The sequence below is a fragment of the Agathobaculum faecis genome, from assembly GCF_014287995.1.
GTDB classification, from domain to species: Bacteria; Bacillota; Clostridia; order Oscillospirales; family Butyricicoccaceae; genus Agathobaculum; species Agathobaculum ammoniilyticum.
This window is the reverse complement of sequence record NZ_JACOPL010000005.1, coordinates 1-21,035: the sequence shown is the minus strand read 5'-3', so window position 1 is coordinate 21,035 and position 21,035 is coordinate 1. Positions and strand designations below refer to the sequence as shown.

The 21,035-nt window shown below is 51.7% G+C and carries 19 protein-coding genes, 1 rRNA gene and 1 pseudogene; 9 read left to right on the top strand and 12 right to left on the bottom strand.

Going from position 1 to position 21,035, the window contains the following annotated elements; all coding sequences use genetic code 11:
- Window positions 1–24 precede the first annotated feature (24 nt).
- Genes H8S45_RS06320 through H8S45_RS06310 form a run of 3 tightly spaced genes read right to left on the bottom strand, consistent with a single transcriptional unit; the run spans window position 25 to window position 3,356 of the window.
- On the bottom strand, window positions 25–1,152 hold the full coding sequence (locus H8S45_RS06320) for a restriction endonuclease subunit S (protein WP_186949829.1): 1,128 nt from the start codon (window positions 1,150–1,152) through the stop codon (window positions 25–27).
- Complete coding sequence (locus H8S45_RS06315; RefSeq protein WP_186949827.1) at window positions 1,139–3,172, bottom strand: HsdM family class I SAM-dependent methyltransferase; 2,034 nt, start codon at window positions 3,170–3,172, stop codon at window positions 1,139–1,141. The genes H8S45_RS06320 and H8S45_RS06315 overlap by 14 nt, the downstream gene beginning before the upstream one ends.
- On the bottom strand, window positions 3,159–3,356 hold the full coding sequence (locus tag H8S45_RS06310) for a hypothetical protein (RefSeq protein ID WP_186949825.1): 198 nt from the start codon (window positions 3,354–3,356) through the stop codon (window positions 3,159–3,161). The genes H8S45_RS06315 and H8S45_RS06310 overlap by 14 nt, the downstream gene beginning before the upstream one ends.
- 893 nt (window positions 3,357–4,249) lie before the next feature.
- Here H8S45_RS06310 and H8S45_RS06305 point away from each other — a divergent pair.
- The 3 genes from H8S45_RS06305 to H8S45_RS06295 all read left to right on the top strand — a co-directional run bounded on the left by H8S45_RS06305 (window position 4,250) and on the right by H8S45_RS06295 (window position 7,542).
- Complete coding sequence (locus H8S45_RS06305) at window positions 4,250–5,494, top strand: plasmid recombination protein (RefSeq protein WP_330603153.1); 1,245 nt, start codon at window positions 4,250–4,252, stop codon at window positions 5,492–5,494.
- On the top strand, window positions 5,491–5,760 hold the full coding sequence (locus tag H8S45_RS16240) for a transposon-encoded TnpW family protein (RefSeq protein WP_054327070.1): 270 nt from the start codon (window positions 5,491–5,493) through the stop codon (window positions 5,758–5,760). Before H8S45_RS06305 ends, H8S45_RS16240 begins: the two co-directional genes overlap by 4 nt.
- A 102-nt stretch (window positions 5,761–5,862) precedes the next feature.
- Complete coding sequence (locus H8S45_RS06295) at window positions 5,863–7,542, top strand: recombinase family protein (protein WP_054327069.1); 1,680 nt, start codon at window positions 5,863–5,865, stop codon at window positions 7,540–7,542.
- Window positions 7,543–7,644: 102 nt separating this feature from the next.
- Here H8S45_RS06295 and H8S45_RS06290 read toward each other — a convergent pair whose 3' ends face one another.
- On the bottom strand, window positions 7,645–8,625 hold the full coding sequence (locus tag H8S45_RS06290; protein ID WP_147574311.1) for a hypothetical protein: 981 nt from the start codon (window positions 8,623–8,625) through the stop codon (window positions 7,645–7,647).
- Entirely contained in the window at window positions 8,609–9,127 is a 519-nt protein-coding gene (locus H8S45_RS06285; protein ID WP_242977945.1) for a sigma-70 family RNA polymerase sigma factor, read from the bottom strand. The genes H8S45_RS06290 and H8S45_RS06285 overlap by 17 nt, the downstream gene beginning before the upstream one ends.
- 169 nt (window positions 9,128–9,296) lie before the next feature.
- Between H8S45_RS06285 and H8S45_RS06280 the strand changes: the two genes are divergently transcribed.
- Window positions 9,297–10,139, top strand: a complete 843-nt coding sequence (locus tag H8S45_RS06280) for an aldo/keto reductase (RefSeq protein ID WP_307718894.1) — start codon at window positions 9,297–9,299, stop codon at window positions 10,137–10,139.
- Between the two features lie 277 nt (window positions 10,140–10,416).
- Window positions 10,417–11,892, top strand: a complete 1,476-nt coding sequence (gene abc-f / locus H8S45_RS06275; RefSeq protein ID WP_147574310.1) for a ribosomal protection-like ABC-F family protein — start codon at window positions 10,417–10,419, stop codon at window positions 11,890–11,892.
- Between the two features lie 4 nt (window positions 11,893–11,896).
- Here the strand turns inward: abc-f and H8S45_RS06270 are convergent, their stop codons facing one another.
- Window positions 11,897–12,430 (bottom strand): zinc ribbon domain-containing protein, encoded by a 534-nt coding sequence (locus H8S45_RS06270; RefSeq protein ID WP_054327065.1) that lies wholly within the window; start codon window positions 12,428–12,430, stop codon window positions 11,897–11,899.
- Between the two features lie 162 nt (window positions 12,431–12,592).
- Between H8S45_RS06270 and tsaE the strand changes: the two genes are divergently transcribed.
- From tsaE to H8S45_RS06250, 4 genes are read left to right on the top strand one after another with little or no spacing between them, the layout of a single operon-like run.
- Complete coding sequence (tsaE, locus tag H8S45_RS06265; RefSeq protein ID WP_054327064.1) at window positions 12,593–13,018, top strand: tRNA (adenosine(37)-N6)-threonylcarbamoyltransferase complex ATPase subunit type 1 TsaE; 426 nt, start codon at window positions 12,593–12,595, stop codon at window positions 13,016–13,018.
- The gene (gene tsaB / locus H8S45_RS06260; RefSeq protein WP_054327063.1) at window positions 13,015–13,716 is read left to right on the top strand and encodes a tRNA (adenosine(37)-N6)-threonylcarbamoyltransferase complex dimerization subunit type 1 TsaB; all 702 of its coding nucleotides are present in this window, start codon (window positions 13,015–13,017) and stop codon (window positions 13,714–13,716) included. The genes tsaE and tsaB overlap by 4 nt, the downstream gene beginning before the upstream one ends.
- A gap of 26 nt (window positions 13,717–13,742) precedes the next feature.
- A complete protein-coding gene (gene upp / locus H8S45_RS06255) occupies window positions 13,743–14,372 on the top strand; it encodes a uracil phosphoribosyltransferase (RefSeq protein WP_147574309.1) in 630 nt (209 codons plus the stop codon).
- A gap of 56 nt (window positions 14,373–14,428) precedes the next feature.
- Complete coding sequence (locus H8S45_RS06250) at window positions 14,429–15,001, top strand: GNAT family N-acetyltransferase (RefSeq protein ID WP_054327062.1); 573 nt, start codon at window positions 14,429–14,431, stop codon at window positions 14,999–15,001.
- Between the two features lie 41 nt (window positions 15,002–15,042).
- Here the strand turns inward: H8S45_RS06250 and nrdG are convergent, their stop codons facing one another.
- The 6 genes and pseudogenes from nrdG to rrf form a co-directional block, all read right to left on the bottom strand.
- Window positions 15,043–15,552 carry an anaerobic ribonucleoside-triphosphate reductase activating protein gene (gene nrdG, locus H8S45_RS06245; protein ID WP_054327061.1) on the bottom strand — a complete coding sequence of 170 codons (510 nt, stop codon included), beginning with the start codon at window positions 15,550–15,552 and terminating at the stop codon, window positions 15,043–15,045.
- Window positions 15,552–15,695, bottom strand: a pseudogene (gene nrdD / locus H8S45_RS06240) (anaerobic ribonucleoside-triphosphate reductase); the annotation flags it as partial. The pseudogene nrdD and the gene nrdG, both read right to left, overlap by 1 nt.
- A gap of 60 nt (window positions 15,696–15,755) precedes the next feature.
- Window positions 15,756–18,089, bottom strand: a complete 2,334-nt coding sequence (locus H8S45_RS06235) for an anaerobic ribonucleoside triphosphate reductase (protein WP_054327059.1) — start codon at window positions 18,087–18,089, stop codon at window positions 15,756–15,758.
- 348 nt (window positions 18,090–18,437) lie between these two features.
- A complete protein-coding gene (locus tag H8S45_RS06230) occupies window positions 18,438–19,136 on the bottom strand; it encodes a P-II family nitrogen regulator (protein ID WP_147574308.1) in 699 nt (232 codons plus the stop codon).
- Window positions 19,129–20,661: a DUF1538 domain-containing protein gene (locus tag H8S45_RS06225; protein WP_107631858.1), complete on the bottom strand. Its 1,533-nt coding sequence runs from the start codon at window positions 20,659–20,661 to the stop codon at window positions 19,129–19,131. Before H8S45_RS06225 ends, H8S45_RS06230 begins: the two co-directional genes overlap by 8 nt.
- 129 nt (window positions 20,662–20,790) lie before the next feature.
- Window positions 20,791–20,907: ribosomal RNA gene (gene rrf / locus H8S45_RS06220) — 5S ribosomal RNA — on the bottom strand.
- Window positions 20,908–21,035: the final 128 nt, after the last annotated feature.

Below are 21,035 nucleotides of genomic sequence, written 5' to 3'. Positions count from 1 at the left end.
CTTGGCGCTGCTTTTACTAAAAGGTTATGCTATTTCTTTACTAATGAGGCAACTATACTGTTCTTCAATCTGTTCAATGGCCGCAATTCTATTTTGAAGTAATTGATGCTTTTTGACAAGCGAAAGTTGCTCATCATAACAAGGAATATCAATTTTAGTATAGGAAAAAAATCCTGTCATATTCCACGTGCCATTATCCGAGTTGGAAGCATATGACAGAAAATCTTGTTTATATTGGATTGCAAGCCATCGTAAATCTATTTTATAAGGAGAATCATCTTTAACAAAAAGTATATATGCATGGTCATTTATGGTATATCTTCCTTTATTTAAATATTTTGTGTAGCCTGCTTTTCCATTTCTGGTAACCAAAAGTCCTTCTTGCCCCTCAAATACTTTCAATTGACGATTATTAATGACGCACATTGGAATCTCACCCATCATTGTGCTATCTTCAGTAGCACTTGACAATATCTGATAATGTTCGGCACCGTTCTGCAGGGTTTGATAAATGAATTCTTCCGTGAGTCCCGTATTGCCGCTCATATAGTCTATGCAGGTTGAAATATCTATGTTTTTGCCTTGATATTTTGTGTATTCAACAGATATTTCTTTGTCTATAAGGCATTTATAATTATTCTTTAATGTTGCTAAATTCTCTAACTTAGCCTTTATACCTTTTAGCAAGTGTAAAATATTATTTTGCACCTCAAACTTTGGCAAATCAAATTCTTCAGCATAAATCTGTGTTAGCGACAATGTTTTTGACCCATCACTTACACCCATTTCTCTATAAAAATTCTGCAAAAATATTGAAAAATACTCAAGATTGACCTTATCTCTGGCATTTTTTCGCAATGTAATGAATCCAGCGTGGTGATTTAAAGCAAATTTCTCATCACTTTTATAGGTCATACTTCCTGCACTACCATCTAAACTAATGATTATTCCTTCACCAGAAAAAACAGTTATAGGTACTCCCTTTTTTGTTTTAGCTGAGATGGATATTCTGCGTTCTGTTGTAGCGTGTTCTTTATTGCCACCGTACAACGGAATTAATTCATCACCATTTTGAAGGGAGGCATATATTGCTTCATCAGTTAATGCATAATTGCCTTTTTCAATTTCATTAAACACATCAAGAAATTTCACTTAATACCCTCCTCATTTCATCATCAATTTTCTTTAATTCATTAGCAAATTCTTCTTCGTTAATGTAGTGTGGCGAATATGGTCGCAAATAGTATTCGGGAAGTAAGGTTTCATAGTTGTCAGATGTAATACGCTCGATATCTATATTTCCACCTTTTCTTGCCGTTTGTACAATACCTTTTTCGTCTATCCAATTGCTTTTGGTTTCGCTATCATCAAAAGTCAACCATCTTTTTTCAAGTACACCTGGCATTTCAATGCCGTCTGTGCTAACCCAACCAGAAATTTCATCGTGCATCCAACCATTGCGATTGTTCCGAAGCTTGGTTGGGAAACGTTTATCTGAATTGGCGAGTCCATCGTTATCAATAATATACATCCACACAGGCTTATCTTGAATTTTTGTTATCGTGTTGCTCCGTTTCTTAATAAACAAAGCATATGTTTTTTCCTTTGTATAAGGTGCAAAGGCAAACTTAGGCAAGGAAACTATTGCATAAACTTCACACTTTTCCAAAATTTCCCGTCGCAACTTTTTGTATGAAGGGTTTTCCAATACACCATCAGGCGTAATGATACACGCTTTGCCACCAATTTCAAGCAAATCAATAACCTTACAAATAAATGCAATCTCCGTTCTATTAGTAGATATTGCTTCAGTATTTGCTTTGATTGTGCCGCTTCCATAAGGCGGATTGGTTATCACATATTGATATTTTTTGTTCAATATATTTTTCCCTTGGCGAGTAGGTTTTAATGAGTTGTCGGAGTACATATGCGTGTGTCCGTCACCTACCAAGAACATATTAAGTCGAGTTCTGGAAATATTTTCGTCACGTACATCAACACCATAGAAGCACTTTTTAGACAGAAATTCTCTTGCTTCAGAAGTAAGTGTTCCACTTTTTTCATAATTGTTTAAGAGGACTTTGAAGCTTTCAGTTAAAAATCCACCCGTTCCACAAGCGGGGTCAATAATAGAAAATTCCTTCTTTTTGTTATATACATCCTCATCTTGCAACAACAACTTAGAGAAAATATGCGTATAGTGTCGTCTTGTGAAATATTCTCCGAAATCTTTCTTTTCCTTTGAAGATGCAAACATTTCATATACGGCACCAAACAAATCAAATCCAGTACCGTGTAAAGGTTTCATAGAATCAATAATGCCATATATTTGCTTTACATCATCAACACCAATAAGTGGTTTGTTCTTGCCGTCACCACTAATAGCAATTCTGACCACTTCCATAACATTCTTAAATTCTTTGAATGTAGTTTCATCTTCCAAACGGCTTATATAACCACTTAAATTATTCTTGATTTTTTCTGCAACTTCATCGTTACAAGTAGACCAATATACTTTTGATGCATCTTTATTACCATCAATTTCTTCTTTCTCTTCAAAATATTCAAGAGCTACAAAACCTACTGTAAAGTCGATTTTTTGAACATTATCTTTGAAATTGATACCTCGATAAACGCCTGCAAGTTCCCATAATTTCTTGTTAAAGATTGCTTCTGAAATTGTAGAAATCGAGTCAACATTCGTATTGATAGAATCTAAATTGGGATTTTCTGTTAATTTGTTTTTAATCAAACGATAAATGTCTATGGTTTGAAATTCTCTAATTGGATTTCCGTTTAGCGTTAATTGTTTTAATGTTTTGGCATTATAGAAATATGTTGTTTTACAATTTGTAACAATAAAATACGGTAATCCCAATTTAGGAGCCTTGGTTTTGCCTTGTTTTAAAGCATCTTTCCAATCTTTATCATCCACCTTACAGTCATCTTTTGCTTCGGCATATGCAACAAGATTTTTTATATACTGTTCATCGTTGGTTCCGTCATATTCAAACTCAGAAATAAGTATATCTGGGCGTTTTGAGCCTGTATATTTAGAGAATGTAGTATCATTAACAATTTGGCGGAATGGTATACTCAATTGTGCAACTAAAACTTCATTTATCAGTCTGCTTACAGATAGCGCCTCTTGTTTTTTCTTAGTTTTTGCCATTTTGGGTTCCTCCTATAATTTCAGAAATTGTGTTTTTATATTTGACGCTATCAGTCAAATAAGCATAAGCTGCTTCATTAAAAAAGTCCACGAGCTTTCGTCCATCAAGTGCAAGCGTGCCTTTGAGTTTGCTATGTAGTTCGGGAGTTAAGCGCACCTGAACCTGTTTTGTTTTTTCGTCCACTCGTTTCACCTCTATTTGATATCATTATATCTTGATATAATGATATCAAATAGAGGGCAAATTGTCAAGACTGACACGAATAATTTTTCTAAATCGGGGGAAAATAATAAGTTTTGGTCTTGACAAACACCTATTCTGCGATATATAATAAATACTCTTTTTGGGGAGTTTCAACTGAATATCTAATGTTCTTATGATGAGAATGCGGCGCAAGCCACCCAATGCCTGCGGTATGCTAAGAGGAAATACCGCTGCCCGCCGTCAAAAGCTGTTTTGTACTGTCAGCGGCGGATGGGGCATGAAAACAGTATGGTTTTGAATTTCAAAGCCGTTACATAGAACATCATTTTGAAGCGAGAGCAAAGCTCCCGTTGATTTTTGGTGTCTGTGTAACGGCTTTTTTTGTTTTGCCGTTTACAACTGAATGACCGTCCGAATGGGATATGATTTTGCGATGATATGAGCAAGACAACGCTGCTGAAAAACAGAGGTAGGAACGACATTCGAGTAGAACGGTGTATCTCGTATGTAACGCTTTTGCGGGTTGAAGTCCGCTTGTCGCAAGGCTATTCAGACTTGTATATATCGTTCTGAATGCTTTTATACGGCAGTCCCAATTTTGACCGTATCATGCGTTACATCGGTCTTATGCGTACAGCGTGCTTGAAGTTTCTGAGGAGTGCAGAGGTACTCTTTTCAAAGAGTGCCTTTGCCCCTCGGAGAGCCCACTGACAGCTTTGCAGCCGTAAGGCTGAAAGTGTCATAGTGGGTTACGCACTTTGAAAAGGTGCGTAACAAAGACCGCCAACCTCAACATATCCTCCCCATTGGGAGAAAGAAATACAACCCGAAACAGAAAGGAAGTGAGAAAAATGTCAAGACAGAATTTCAGCGTGGCAAGGGTGGAAACCCGCACAAGGGAGTCCATCGGCAAATACGAACGCCACAACGAACGCAAGAACGAGCATTACGGCAATATGAATGTTGACCTGTCCCGAACGCCTATGAATGTGCATTTCAAATCCTGCGGCGCTCTGACCTACAACGAAACCCTCGATAGGCTGGTCTCTGACGGTAAAGTGACGCTTCGTGGTCTGAAAAAGGACGCTAAAATCTTTGACGAGATGATTTTAGATGTCAACACCGACTACTTTGAAACCCACGGCGGCTATGAATATGCCAGACGGTTTTACGCCGAAGCCTATCGGTTTGCCGTAAAGGTGTACGGCGAAGATAATATCCTATCTGCTGTTATGCACGCCGATGAAGTCAATCTTGCCCTGTCCGAGCAGTACGGTGAGCCGGTTTACCACTACCATATGCACATTGTAGCATTGCCTGTGGTAGAAAAGCAAGTGTTATGGACGAAGCGGTGTAAAAATCCTGAATTGGTCGGCACGGTCAAAGAGGTCGTTCAGCAGGTCAGCCACTCGAAGAAATGGAAATCTCCGCAGGCTGTGGACGAGCAGGGCAATCCTCTCTATGACGAGCGTGGAAAAGCAGTCCTTGTCCCCACCTACAGCATTTTGCAGGACGAATTTTTTGAGCATATGCAGAATGCAGGCTTTAATGATTTTGTCCGTGGAGAGCGTGGCAGTACCGCCGAGAACAAAACCAGCCTACAATATCAGATCGACAAGGATAAAGAACGCCTTGCCCAAATACAGGAAAAGATTGCGTCTGCGGACGAGGAATTATCCACTATACTGCCTGTGCGGGCAAGTGCGGAAATCATAGACGCTATGGGGAAGAAAACGCTGACAGGCAAGGTGCAGATGTCGGCAGAAGATTACGGCTATCTTTCCAACTTAGCAAAGGAGTGCCTTGTAAACAGGCGCACCGTTCAGATTTTGGAGAGCAACAATCGGTTTCTGTCTGATAAGGTAAAATCCCTAAAAGCAGAGCTTGCGGAACTGAAGGAAAAATGCAGACCGTATCTGGAAGCGTTGAAGGCTGCTCCCCAAAAGGTCAAAAACCTTATTGACGGTATCCTGAAATCCCTCCGAAAAACCGCACCTGAGCAGGATAAGGGCATTTTCCATAAGCCGCCCGAAAAGGAAATGAAGTCTTCCCCGTGGGATTTGACAGTCCCTGCACGAAAATCAAAGCCGAAAAAGAAGGAGAATTTTGAACGATGACAGATATTCTTTATCTTGACGAATACGGAAACACCGTAGATGACGGCAAAGAAATCCACGAACTGATTGACGGGATAACGGATATGCTTGCCGCTATGACAAAGGCAGAACGCCTGAACTGGTTTCGCAAAAGCCAATATCCATATTCCATAAACTTTGATATGAAAATCGGCAACACGGTCTATTCCGTATCCAGTCATTTTAACAGAACCGCAAACGAGAGTTTACAGGAAAAAGCACAGCGAATTATCTTGAATAAGTTGTGAAATTTTTACTGTACCGCATTAAAGCGTTGAATTTTAGCGGCAGATATGGTATGATAAGGATACCTACAAATCATATCATATCTGGCTGCGGAAAGGAGAACTATGAACACAAAACAGTCAGATAAACGAATTACCGCCCTGTATGCAAGGCTTTCCCGTGATGATGAGAAAGAAGGAATATCGGGCAGTATTCAAAATCAAAAAGCAATTCTCGAAAAGTACGCAAAGGACAATAAGCTGCAAAATCCCCGTTTCTTCTATGATGACGGATTTTCGGGTGTCACCTTTACAAGACCGGCATTTATGGAGATTATGGAGCTTGCCGAACAGGGTATGATAGGGACTATCGTTGTCAAAGATCATTCCCGACTTGGCAGAAACCGCCTTGTTGTCGGTCAGCTTTTGGAAGAAGATTTTGTCCGTTTGGATATTCGATATATCGCCATAATGGACAACATCGATACCGAAAAAGGTATCAGCGATATTGTGCCGATGCAGGATTTATTCAATGAGTGGCACGCAAAGAACACCAGCGATAAGGTGCGCAAGGTGATGCAGAGCAAGGGTATGTCAGGCAAACCGCTGACCACAAATCCGCCTTTCGGGTATATGAAAAGTCCCGATAATAAGGACGAGTGGATTGTGGACGAGCCTGCTGCAAAGATTGTCAGACGAATATTTGACCTCTGTGTATCAGGACTTGGACCGACACAGATAGCTAAAAAGCTTCGTTCTGAAAAGGTGCTTACTCCTACGGAATATTGGAACAGTATCGGCAGAAAATGCAGTAAGCCGCCCACCATTCCGTATGGCTGGGTAGCGGATACGGTATCTGGGATTCTTGACAAGCAGGAGTATTGCGGCGATACAGTCAATTTTAGAACTTACCGTAAGTCTTTCAAAATGAAGAAAAAGCTCGACAAACCGAAAGATGAATGGAAAGTATTTCCCGATACCCACCCTGCAATCATCGACCGTGAGACCTTTGAGTTGGTGCAGGAATTACGCAAGCACCGCCGCAGACCTACTAAAAGTGGGATTGTCAGTATGTTTTCGGGATTGCTTTATTGTGCCGACTGCGGAGAAAAACTGTATTACAGCGTAACCAATAACTACAAGCGGGAGCAAGCCTATTTCTTCTGCTCGGCCTACCGCAAAAACTCTGATGTATGCTCTGCCCACTATATTCGTGAGAAAGTCGTGGAGCAGCTTGTGCTTGAGAGTATGCAAAGAGTACTGTGGTATGTGCAGAGTTACGAAAAGTTATTCGCACAAAGGCAGTTAGCGGAATTTGGCGAGAAACAAAAGAAAGAATTTGCTGAAAAGCGCAGGGAACTTGATAAGTCAAAGCTGCGTGTTCGGGAAATTGACGGAATTATCCAAAAGCTCTATGAAGATAACGCAACGGGCAAAATCAGTGACGAGCGTTTTGCGACAATGTCGATGTCGCTTGAAAATGAGCAGAGCGAGTTGAAAGACCGTATTCCTGCTTTGGAAGATGAACTTGAAAACGCCAAAGTCAAGACCGAAGGCTTACAGAGATTCATTGACAAAGCAAAGCGAGTTACCCGTCTTGAAGCACTTACTTCCGAATTGGTACACGAGTTTATCGAGAAAATTGTGGTATCCGCACCCGAATACAAGGACGGCAAGCGTTATCAAGAAGTTGCAATCCATTACAACGGTGTTGGCATTATTCGAGAGCCGACAGCCGAAGAAATGGAAGAATACTTTCAAGAACACATCAGTAAAAAGTCTTTTTTAAAGGCAAAAACGGCATAGCCACAAAGCCATACCGCATTCACACAACAACATTTAATTGAGATACGAAGCCGCTTGGGGCACCTTCCTTACGGAGGGTGCCCCAATGGGGCGGCTTTTATGTTATGTAACCGGTATTTCCTGCCCGGCGAACACCACTGCCTGCACATCGTCAGCAGAGATGTGACCGAGGCCATTATTAAATGGTGCAAATTCCATTCGGGTCTTTTCTCCATTCTCATCCTCAATACCTGCCGATTGGCATCCGATTCGTTCCCCTGATTTCAGCAGCAGATATGTATTGCTCTGATCCCAGCCGAACAGCGCTTCATTTGCGCCGCTCCACTCAGCCGATATATCAAGCGCGGAAAATTGCAGGCAGTCCAAGGTCACCGTACCAGCATCCGTCTGAATGGATTTACCGACCAGCAATGTCTCCCCATCATCGTTGCGATCCACTGGGAAAGTAAACTCCCAGCATCCGTCCAACTCTTGCAGTTCGCCATCCGCCTCATACCAAAAGCCGTTAAACAAAGCAGACGCCTCGCCTGTCAGCGCAAAATCCGTTGCGCTCAGCCGAATCAGGAACTCCAACGGAGCATCCTCCTGCCCGTTAACGCTAAGGAAACTTATATTGCTGCCATGTGATAGCTGCGTTTTCTGGTCGGGTATGGTAAACTCCCAGTCACAAAAACCCGCATCGGCATACTGCGTTCCCGAACGGTTCGTCCAGTTATCCACCCGCATCGTCTTTTCTGTTTCACTGGCTACCGTCCCCTTAAGGTAGACATACCATGTGTCCCCGTATATTTCATCCAGCGTAACTGTAAGGCCTGCGTCCGACTGACTGAGCCCCAGCGCGGTTCCCGTATGCGTATCCTCCCAACTTGCCATGGTATTCCGGATGTTATCCCGTACAGCCTGTACTGCAAATGCCCCGGAAAACGTCAGCGCCGCCGCAACTGCAACCGCTACCATCCCTCTCATTCTGCGCCGCGGCTTATGGCACCGTTCTACGCGCATGCGCACCGCCTTCTGTTGACGGTTGTCAAATGTTACGTTTTGCAAGGCGGAATTGCATTCTTCTCTAAATATTTTCCTCATAATACCACTCCTTCAGCATGGGTTTAAGCTGTTCCCTGGCCCGTTTGAGCCGGCTAACTACGGTGTTCGTCCGCACATGCAGAAGCTGTGCGATCTCACGCGCCTTGTAGCCCTCATAATAGTGCAGCAGGACGACTGCTCGGTATTTGGGTGCGAGCGACAGCACCGCACGAATCAGCGTGTCATCCGCCCCGTCAGACGCATCGGCCAGCAGGGCGGCAAGCGCTTCGCCGTCCGCGCGGCGCTTGTGCCATGGCGACAGGAGATAGCTTTTGCACACATTGATCGCAATGCGCGTCAGCCACGTTTTTTCACCGCTCTCGCCGCGAAAGCCGCCTGACCGCCACGCGCGGAAAAAAGTGTCCTGCACTGCATCCTCAGCCAGCGTGCGGTCGCCAAGGTACAGGGTACACAGGCGCAACAGGTCGGTGCCATAAGCCACCATAGCATGGTCAAGGTCGAATGCCTCCCTCATAGAGGGCGGGGCTGTGATTTCCCTCATCGTTCCCTCCTCCTTTCTGCCTATTAGACCCCTGCAGTGAAAAAAATATTGCATGCATTTTCTCCTGCTTCTTTCCAAAGTGTAAAAATCTTTTTTTCCGCCACAGGATATGATATACTGAACCTGTTACAATGTAGCATACCCACCCTCTGCTGACAAGGATGTGTAAATGATGGAAAACTTTACGTTATCCAACGGTGTGTCTATTCCCGCCGTTGGATATGGCACTTATCTTGCGGACTGCGACAGCGCCGCAGTCGTCGAAAATGCTCTGCGCGCGGGCTACCGCCATTTTGACACCGCTTCTTTTTATGGCAACGAGGCCGAGCTGGGGCGCGCCCTCCAACAATGCGGCGCGGCGCGCGGCATGCTTTTTCTAACCTCCAAGCTGTGGAAGACCGAGCTGGGCTACCGGCAGGCGCTCGACGCATTCGAGCGTTCTCTGGAAAAGCTCGGCACAGACTACCTCGACCTATACCTGATCCACTGGCCGCGTCCGGACGACCTCTCCGCGGAGTGGGCCGAGCTTGACCGCGGCACCTGGCGCGCCCTGGAGGAGTTATACCATGCGGGCCGCGTTCGCGCGATCGGCGTGAGCAACTTCCTGCCCCACCACCTGCGCAGCCTGATGGAAACCGCGGAGGTCGCGCCCATGGTCAATCAGATCGAATTCCATCCGGGCTACCCGCAGACCTGGAACGTCGAATTCTGCAAGGCGCACGGCATTCTGCCGGAGGCGTGGAGTCCGCTCGGCCGCACGCGCGTGCTGGACGATCCGTTCCTGCGCGAGCTGGCGGCCGGATACGGGAAGTCCGTCGCGCAGCTCTGCCTCCGCTTTGCCCTACAGCGCGGCGTGCTGCCGCTGCCCAAGTCCTCCGCGCCGGAACGTATGGCGGCCAATCTCGACATTTTCGATTTTACGATATCGGACGCGGATATGGATCGCATCCTCACCCTGCCGCAGTTCGGCTGGTCCGGCCTGCATCCGGACTTTCCCAAGCAGCAGCCCTGAACGGGCGCAGCCGGCCGCGCAAGCGGCCGGCTGGCATTTTTGCTTGACAAGCCGCGCGGAATGCGGTATACTGACCCCGTTAATAAATGATTTGAGGTGGAAGGATGAAATAAGCTCTTCTTGCAGGATTCATTGGGCTGGCAGACCGCTTTGGTTTGCCGCACCCGCTTGCAGGAGCGCTTATTTTGTCTTTGCCGCCTTTTTCTGCGCCTTTTTGCGCGTGGGAAGCGGTCTGCGTCGTCCTGCACCGTTTTTCATGCGTAGGAGGTGCATTTTTATGTCTGTCATCGAAATTTCCAATCTGACCTTTGCCTATGAGGGCAGCTATGACGCTATCTTTGAGAACGTTTCCCTCCGGCTGGACACCGACTGGCGGCTCGGTCTGGTCGGCCGCAACGGGCGCGGCAAAACGACGCTGCTGCGGCTGCTCCAAGGCGCGCTGCCCTGCGGCGGCGCGGTCCGCTCCACCGTGCCGTGCGACTATTTCCCTTTTCCCATCCCCGACCCGTGCAAGGACGCAATCGGTGTGGTCGAGGACGTGCAGCCGGACTACGAATACTGGCGGCTCGCGCGCGAGCTGTACCGGCTGGCGCTTTCGGACGAGATCCTGTACCGGCCGTTCCGCTCGCTGTCCGGCGGCGAGCAGATGCGGTTGTTGCTCGCGTTGCTGTTTGCGCGCGAAAACCGCTTCCTGCTGATCGACGAGCCGACCAACCATCTGGACACGGAAGCCCGCGCGCTGGTGGCGGATTACCTGAAAAGCAAGCGCGGCTTCCTGCTCGTCTCGCATGACCGCGCGTTTTTGGATGGCTGTGTCGATCACATCCTTTCGATCAATAAATCGGATATTTCGCTGCAAAAAGGCAATTTTTCGTCCTGGTTCTCCAATAAAGAACAAATAGACGCTTTTGAGCTGGCTGAAAACGAGCGCTTACGCGCGGATATCCGGCGGCTGGATGAAGCGGCCAAGCGCGCCGCCCGCTGGTCGGATCGGACCGAGTCCGAAAAGCACGCGCGCAACAGCGGCCTGCGTCCCGATCGGGGCTATATCGGCCACAAGGCAGCCAAGATGATGCAACGCGCCAAGTCGCTGGAAGCGCGGCGGCTGGATGCGGTGGAGCAAAAGGCGGGGCTGCTGCACAACGTCGAGCGCGTGGACGATTTAAAGCTCCACCCGCTCTCCTACCGCGCGCAGGCGCTTGCCGAGCTGACCGACGTGGCCGTGCAGTACGGCGGCGCGCCGGTCGTCGCGGACGTGCGCCTTGCGGTGACGCGCGGCGCGCGCATCGCACTCACCGGACGAAACGGCAGCGGCAAATCCAGCCTGCTCAAGCTGATCGCCGGTCAGGATATCCCGCACACCGGCACAGTGCGGCTGGGCAGCGGGCTGACCGTGTCCTATGTGCCGCAGGACGCGTCCTTCCTCTCCGGCAGCCTGACTGGCTATGCCGATGCCTGCAGCGTGGACCGCACGTTGTTCCTCTCCATCCTGCGCAAGCTGGACTTTGCCCGCGTGCAGTTTGAAAAGGATATGGCGGATTACAGCGCCGGGCAAAAGAAAAAGGTGCTGCTTGCCCGCAGTCTCTGCGAGCAGGCGCACCTGTATCTGTGGGACGAGCCGCTCAACTATATCGACGTATTTTCCCGCATGCAGATCGAGCAGCTCCTGCTCGCGTACCAGCCCACACTGCTGTTCGTCGAGCACGACCGCGCATTCTGCGAAAAGATCGCCACCGAAACCGTGCGGCTGTGACCGTTTACCTCTCCAGCCGCCCCCCGCAGCGGGGGCAGTGTTCCTCCCCGCCGTTCAGGGGCTTCCCGCAGTGCGGGCATCTCATCCATAGGCACGCGATGCCGACTTCGGCCAGCAGATAGCTGCCGATCAGCACGGCCAGCGCCGGCCGCTCCCAGGCAGCATAAGGGCTGCACGCCAGCGCGAGAAACACCGACACGGAAAGCGCCCAGCGCAGGCGTGCCGCCCACACATGGCCGCGTGCCAGCTTTGCCGATGCGGGCGACGCATGGTCCCGCCGGATGCGGCCGCAGTCCTCGAGCGAGGAGCCGCAATGCGTGCAGTATCGCGCGCCGAACTTCAGCCCCTTGCCGCAGTACGGGCAGCGGTAGCCGGCGAGCAGCACCGCCGTACCCGCGACCGCCAGCAGAAGGGCGCCCCCGATCGTCCACGGCGTTTCCCATGCGGGCCAGTCGTGCCGAACCGCGGTATACAGAAGCACCGCCAACGCCGCCGCGAGCAGGCTAACTCCTGCGATTTCTGCCTTTTTGAAGCTCATGCCGTTCCCCTCCCCTGTTTTCGCTTCCAGTATAGCACCCCTGTGTTAAATCCGCAGTGCGGTGCGCATAAAATTCCGGCAAAGCGCCGCGCCGGCCTGCGCCTTGCCATTTGCGTCCCGCCGTGGTATGATAGTTAGAGAATGTATAGAAAAGGTGTTTTGATGGAATATATCACCCACTCCCCCGAGGAGACCGAAGCCCTCGGCGCGGAATATGCGCGGTCGCTGCGCCTAGGCGACGTGGTCGCGTTTTCCGGCGACTTGGGCGCGGGAAAGACCGCGTTCACGCGCGGCGTGCTGCGCGGTCTGGGATACAAGGGCCGTGTGACCAGCCCGACCTTTGCGATCGCCAACGAATATGACACGCCCGCCGGGCGTGTGGCGCATTTCGACCTGTACCGCATCCTAGACAGCGAGGCGCTGATCGAGATCGGCTTTGACGAATATTTGGGCGGGGATCGCATTGTGCTGATCGAATGGAGCGAAAACGCGGCCGATATTTTGCCGGATTCCTATAAAACCGTGCATATTTCGTACGGAAATGCTGAAAACGACCGAGCGGTCACGATTGGGGAGGTATCCGCTTGAAGATACTTGCATTCGAATCCTCAGCGGTCAGCGCGTCCGTCGCGCTCATTGAGGATGAGCGGCTGGTCGCACAGTCTTTCCAAAATTGCGGCCTGACGCACTCGCGCACGCTGCTGCCCATGGCGGAGGACCTGCTCGCCAACTGCGGTGTATCCTTGGACGAGATCGACGCCATCGCGGTTGCACACGGCCCCGGCTCGTTCACCGGCGTACGCATTGGCGTGGCGACGGTCAAAGGGCTTGCGCTCGGCGCGGGCAAGCCCTGCGTCGGCGTATCCACGCTGGAAGCGATGGCCTGGGGCGCGCGGGTGCTGGGTGGCCCGCTCTGCTGCGTGATGGATGCCCGCGCCGGACAGGTATACAACGCCCTGTTCACGGTCGAAAACGGCGCGCCGCGCCGTCTGTGCAGCGACCGTGCGCTGCGGCTGGCCGATCTGGGCGAAGAAATCGGCGGAGCGCCGTATTTTCTGGTTGGAGACGGGGCCGATCTATGTTATAATACCCTTAAGGAACGATGTCCCGGCCTGCGTCTTGCGCCGCCCGAATTGCGGTACCCCACAGGCTTCGGCGTGGCGGCCGCCGCCCTGCCCCTTTTGAAAGCAGGCCAGACCTGCCCGCCGCAGGCGCTTGATGTCTTTTACCTGCGCCGCCCGCAGGCCGAACGGGAGCGTCTCAAACGGCTTTCCGGGCAACAATGAATTTCAGAATAAAGGAGACAACGATTATGGCAACCGTTCACGAAATGGATCATCCGCTGATCAAGCATAAGCTCAGCCTGATGCGGGACAAGACCACCGGCGTTAAGGAGTTCCGCGAGGCGGCCCGTGAGATCGCGATGCTGATGTGCTATGAGGCCACCCGCGACCTGCCGCTCAAGGAAATCACAATCGAAACGCCGGTTTCCGAGGCGCGCGTACAGGTGATCTCCGGCAAGAAGATCGCGCTGGTCCCCATCCTGCGTGCCGGCCTCGGCATGGTGGAGGGTATGCTGGAGATGATTCCGGCTGCCAAGGTCGGACACATCGGCCTGTACCGTAATCCGGAGACGCTGCAGCCGATCGAGTACTACTGCAAGCTCCCGAACGATATCGAGGAGCGCGACGTACTCCTGCTCGACCCCATGCTCGCCACTGGCGGCTCCGCGGTCGCCGCGATCGACGGGCTCAAGCGCCGCGGCGTTAAGCACATCAAGCTGATGAACCTGATCGCCGCGCCGGAAGGCGTCGAAACTGTTCAGAAGGCGCATCCGGACGTCGAGATCTTTGTTGCCGCCATCGACGACAAGCTCAACGACCACGGCTATATCGTACCCGGCCTGGGGGACGCGGGCGACCGGATCTTCGGCACCAAGTAAAAAAAACAAAAAGATGGTGCGGCTAACGCCGCACCATTTTCATGGGAGCTTTTCAAATGGAAGAAATTCAGCATTATGAGATCGAGTCCGACCGCCTGCGCTTCCGGCGGCTGCGCGCGGATGATTTTGGCCTTGTCGCCCCGATCCTGCAGGATGTGCAGACCATGTATGCTTGGGAGCATGCGTTTTCCTATGAGGAGGTCTGCGACTGGATCGCCGACATGCTGCACCGTTACCGAGAGGACGGCTGCGGTTATTTTGCTGCGCTAAGCCGGCAGACCGGCGCGCTTGTCGCGCTTGCCGGCCCTCTGGTCGAGCAGCTCCAAGAGCGGGCTGAGATCGGGATCGGCTATATCGTCCGGCGCGAGCTGTGGGGGCAGGGCTACGGCGTGGAATGCGCCCGTGCCTGCATCCGCTATGCGTTCGGCGTGCTCGGCGCGGTGCGTGTGGTCGCGACCATCCGCCCCAACAACCTGCCCTCTCTGCGTGTCGCCGCCCAATGCGGGATGCAGGCCGTCGAGCAGATCAGCAAGCATTACCGCGGCAAGGACATGCCGCATATCGTCTGTGCGCTCGACCAGCCGCTGACGCAGGGACAAGCAACGGCTGAGGACAGCGCCGATGCCTGAAAGTCAAACCAAAACCCGCCTTTTCAGGCGGGTTTTCTTCATTAACGGTATTGCTCCGCCCAGACCGGCGCTTGCTCTGCAAGCGACCGGGGGACATCCAGCACGCGCTGGTTTTCGCTGCCGCGGAACCGCAGCTCGATATTGCGTTCAGCCTCGATAAACCGCCCGTCTACCAGCAGGTCAAGCTGGGAAAGCAGCTTTTTCACAGAGGGATCGGGCAGCCCCAGAAGCTCTTCGAACGTATAGCCGGAATACGCCATCAGGTGCTTCCCCTTCTTCTTCAGCTCAACCGCCAGCCGGTACAGTGGCTCGGGCTGACAAAACGGTTCGCCTCCGGAAAAGGTCACGCCCTTTACCAGCGGGTTTTTGCACATATCGCGCAGCAGGGCTTCTAGCTCCATATCCCTGCCGCCCGCAAAATCGTGCGTCTGCGGATTGTGGCAGCCCGGGCAGTGATGTGGGCAACCCTGCGTGAACAGAGTATAGCGGAAGCCGGGGCCGTCGACAATCGACTCCCCGACCGTACCCGCAATGCGTATGGACCCTTCCATTACGCCGTATGCTCCTCTTCCAGCGAGCAGCACGCTACTGTGTGCTTTACGCGGTCATGCTCCTCCGCGCGCTTGGCGTTATTGAACCGATCGAGCGTGCCGACCAGATAGCCCGTGATGCGGCGGATACGCTCAAAGCCGACACCCTCGCCGATCAACTGCTCCTGCATTACCTTTTCTTCCATAATCGTACGCTTCCTTTCTCAATCCTTGACGATTTTCAATGTATTGGGCTGACGGTCGGCTTCCTCCGCAGGATCGCCGTGGTAGCCGAGCGTCATACTGTTCAAATTCTTGTAAAGGCCGAGCTTCTGCAGCTTGGAAAGCGGCACGCCCTCGCCCTCATGCCGGCCGCAACGCGGGCAGGTTTCACCGATGATGCCGGTATAGCCGCACACAGGGTCGCGGTCGATCGGATGGTTGATGGCGCCATAGCCGATACCCGCCTCTTTCATCGCGCGGACTACCGCCTCAAACGCCTCCAAATTCTGCGTCGGGTCGCCGTCCAGCTCGATATAGCTGATGTGGCCGCCATTGGTCAGTTCGTGGTAGGGCGCCTCTCGCACAATCTTTTCAAACGCCGAGATCGGATAATATACCGGTACATGGAACGAATTCGTATAGTAATCCCGATCGGTCACGCCCTCGATCTTTCCGTACTTCTGGCGGTCGATCTTGACGAAGCGGCCGGACAGCCCCTCTGCCGGCGTCGCAATCAGGGAGAAGTTCAGGCCGTATTTTTCGCCCGCCTTATCCACCCGCTCGCGCATGTGGCTGACGATCTCCAGACCCAGGTTCTGCGCTTCGTCGCTTTCCCCGTGATGCTTGCCGATCAGTGCCTTGAGCGTTTCCGCCAAGCCGATGAAGCCAAGCGTCAGGGTACCGTGCTTGAGCACCTCGCCCACCGTATCATCCGGTCCGAGCTTATCTGAGTCGATCCATACGCCCTCGCCCATGAGGAACGGATAATTGCGCACCTTTTTCGCCGCCTGTATCCGGAAGCGGGCCAGCAGCTGATCGAATACCAGATCGATCTTCCGGTCGAGATCCTCAAAGAACCAGTCGATATCGCCGTGGCTGCGGATCGCGATACGCGGCAGGTTGATCGACGTGAACGACAGGTTGCCGCGGCCGGTGACAATCTCGCGCGTGGGGTCATACCGGTTGGCGATCACGCGGGTACGGCAGCCCATGTAAGCGCATTCGGTTTCCGGATGGCCGGGCTTGTAATATTTGCGGTTGAACGGTGCGTCCAGGAACGAGAAGTTCGGGAACATTCGCTTGGCCGACACGCGGCAGGCCAACTTGAACAGGTCGTAGTTTGGGTCGGTTTCGTTGTAATTGATCCCTTCCTTGACCTTGAAGATATGGATCGGGAAGATCGGCGTTTCGCCGTTGCCCAGTCCCGCCTCGGTCGCCAGCAGAAGCTGCTCTGTCGCCAGACGCCCCTCGGGCGAGGTATCCGTGCCGTAATTGAGCGAGGAAAACGGGATCTGCGCGCCCGCGCGGGAATGCATGGTATTGAGGTTATGTACCAACGCCTCCATGGCCTGATAGGTGGCCTTACGGGTTTCCTTATCTGCGTATTTGCGGGCGAAGCGCACGCATTTGGCCGCCGCCTCCGTGCCAAGGTTCTCCCCCAGCGCGGCGGTCAGGGCCTCGTCATAGCCGTTCCTCCCCGCCAGACAGGCCCATTTGCCGGTCTGGCGTTCGAGCCGTTCGGTCAGCGCCGCGGCATCCACCTCATTGTTCTCATCTGCGCCATATACTTCCAGCGCTTTCGCCAGATTGTCGCGGAACAGCTTGCGGAAGGTCTTCTTCACCCCCGGCGCCATCGAGTAGTCGAAGTTGGGAACGGACTGTCCGCCATGCTGGTCATTCTGGTTGGACTGAATGGCGATACAGGCCAGCGCGGAATATGAACGGATATCGTTCGGCTCGCGCAAGAATCCATGCCCCGTCGAAAAACCGCCGGAGAACAACTGCAATAGGTCGATCTGGCAACAGGTTGTTGTCAGCGTCAGAAAATCCAGGTCGTGAATATGGATATCGCCTTCGCGGTGCGCCTTGGCATGCGCAGGGTCGAGAATAAACATCTCATAGAACTGTTTGGCGCCCTCTGAACCATACTTGAGCATAGTACCCATCGCGGTATCGCCGTCGATGTTGGCGTTTTCGCGCTTGACATCGTTTTCGAGCGAGGATTGGAAAGTCAGATCCTCGTACACTTTCATCAGTTTGGTGTTCATCTCGCGCACGCGTGTGCGCTCATTCCGGTAGAGGATATACTTTTTTGCCGTGCGGGCATGTCCGTTTTTAATCAGCACCTTCTCTACCGTATCTTGTATCTGCTCAACGGTAGGGATCTCGTCTCCAGCAGCGGCTTCCAGCGCTTTTTCCACCTGTCCGGCCAGATCGCGCGCCATTTCGTAGTCCTGGCCGCCCGACGCCTGCGCCGCGCCGAAGATCGCGCTTGCAATCTTATCAATTTCAAAGGGCGCACGGCGGCCGTCCCTTTTGATGATCTGCTGGATCATATTCGCTGTCCCTTTCCTTTTCGCCGCCGTTTGCGGCGCTCACTAAATTTCGTAGTGTTTTTCATTTTTCTGCACCATATATTGTGCCTGTATTTGATATTTTACCCCTATCCCTATACAATGTCAAGCCCATTTCGGCTTTTTGGCAGAATCACAAGAAATCCGCATTTTTTCTTGTTGCATTTTCTAATCTTTTCTTTTTCCCCCTGTGGACCATGTGAATAATCCCCTGTGGACAGCCTGCCTCCTGTGGATAAAGCTGTGTCCGCAGTGTGGAAAGCTACCGGAAGACGCAAAAACGCCCGCACCATATATCACACAATATATAGTGCAGGCGCTCTGTTCGGTTTAATCCGCCAAACCGATCGCGTTGGATACCGGAAGCGACAGGACAATGCCGTGGCTTTTGGTTTTCATGCCGACCGCTTTCATAATAGCGGTCATGATCTCCTGCTTCTCCTCGCTCTTGACCACGAGGAAAACAATCTCCTTTTCCGCCTGTATCTCGATGCCGAAAAACTGCTTAACCTCATCCTCCGCGATACCGCGGGCGGAGATCACCGTACCGCCGCGGGCGCCCGCTTTCCGCGCGACATCCATGACCAGATTGGTATACCCCTGCTCCATGACGACCGCGACCACGTCAAAGCCGTCCTTCTTTTCCGCTCTGTCCATATCCAACACCTCCGTTTGTTCTGCCTGTGTCAGCAGCTTGTGCCAACGCACACCGATTCCTGTGACCGGCACCGAAAAGGCGATGCCGCGGCCTGGGTAACGCATTTTCAGCTCATAGCCGAGCCGTTCCAGCAGATGCTGCGCCAGTTGATGCCCAGCAAGACACATCACGATCGCTTTCGATGTTTCGCCCAGGCCGAGCAGGTCAAGCATTTCCGTGCGCGCAGTCCCCCGCGCCATGCACTCAAAGCTGACCAGCGCGCGATTTTCCCGATAAACACGCAACACGCTCTCAGCCTGCGCCGTATCGACCACCGCTACAACAAGCTCGACTGCGCTGTGTACCGTCATCTGAGGCTGATACTCACTCATGCGGCGTGTCCTCCTGTAATACGATGATTTCATCCTCATCCTCTGCGGCGGGCAGTTCCTCCTCCGCTTCGGTAAGGCGTTGCTTCTTCCTATATAGAATACCAAGAATTTGTATCGTAAGCAAGGGGGTCATTGCAACCATCGCCACAATTCCAAACGCATCGGTCAATACATTGCCACCCATCGCCTCACAGGCGCCCATTGCAAACGGCAGCAGAAAGGTCGTCGTCATCGGTCCGGAGGCCACGCCGCCGGAGTCGAACGCGATACCGGTGAATATTTTGGGTACCAGAAAGGTCAGCCCCAGTGCGACCGTATAACCCGGCACCAAAATCCAGTAAATCGACAGCCCTGTCAGCACACGCAGCATGGACATGCCTACCGAGCACGCCACGCCGATGGAAAGGCTCAGCATCATAGCGCGCTGGGATACCGCGCCGTTTGTAATCATCTCTACCTGTTTGTTCAGAACATGTACTGCGGGTTCGGCCGTGACTAGAAAATAGCCGATCAGCATGCCAAGCGGCACCAGCAGCCAACTATGTCCCCCGCCGGCGAGCTGTTGTCCCAGGAAATGGCCGGCCGGCATAAAACCGACGTTTACACCAGTCAGAAACAGTGCCAGCCCAACAAAAGTATAAATAAAGCCGACGCCGATTTTCTGTAGCTGCAGCCGGCGGAAACGCCGGAAAACAAGCTGGAATATCGCGCAGAAAATGATAATCGGGAAAAGCGCGGAGCATACCTCTTTAATATACTCCGGCAGATCGTGCAGGAATACCAGCGCTACCTGCTGCGTGTCCTGCACCTCCGGCACTGTGACCGGCGTATAGCTGGGATCGCCGCCGCGATAGAAAATCCCCAGTAGTAGCACGGCCAGAATCGGCCCAATGCTGCACAGCGCAACCAAACCGAAGCTGTCGTCCTGCGCGTCACGGTCACCACGGATGGAGGCCAGGCCGATGCCGAGCGCCATGATGAACGGAACCGTAATCGGGCCGGTCGTCACGCCGCCCGAATCGAACGCCACCGAAACGAATTCGTTGGGGACAAAAATAGAAAGCACGAAAACGCCGATGTAAAACATAATCAACAGATTCGCCAGTCGGATCTTGAACAGGGTACGCAGCATGGCAATCACGAAGAACAGGCCGACGCCAGCCGCTACTGTCCAGATCAGCATGGCATTAGGGATGGATGGTACCTGCTCCGCCAAAACCTGCAGGTCCGGCTCTGCAATCGTGATCAAAATACCAATCAGCAGCGTAATACCGATAACAATCGCCAGATTTTTCGTTTTCGGCAGCTGCGCGCCGATACCTTCGCCCATAGGCGTCATAGAGACATCCGTACCGAGCGAAAAAAAGGCCATTCCAATAATCAAAAGCACCGCACCTGTCAAAAAGAGAGTCAACGTTCCGACAGGCATAGGCGCCACTGTAACGCTAAGCAGTAAAACGATCACTGTAATTGGGAGTACCGAAGACAGCGACTCCATCAATTTTTCTTTCAGGATTTTGTTCATTCACATTCCTCCAGCACCATCTTAATACAATCTTAATATTATCATACCAGAAAAATGCGTTCTGTACCAGCGGTCAGAGCCAATCTTAACAAAAACAAAACGCCAACCCTTAACGGATTGGCGTTTTTATGTGCGCGTTGAGTTATCTTCCCGGGCCGTCGCCAGCCAAGTATTGTCACCGTAAACGAGCTTAACTACTGTGTTCGGAATGGGAACAGGTGTACCCTCGTCACCATTAACACGCACTGTTCAGGATTACACCTTGAAAACTGAACAATAACTATGGCAAACAAAGAGTAAAATCTGAGATTGCCTCTAATATGAGGTCAAGCCCTCGGCCTATTAGTATCAGTCCGCTGCATACATTACTGCAC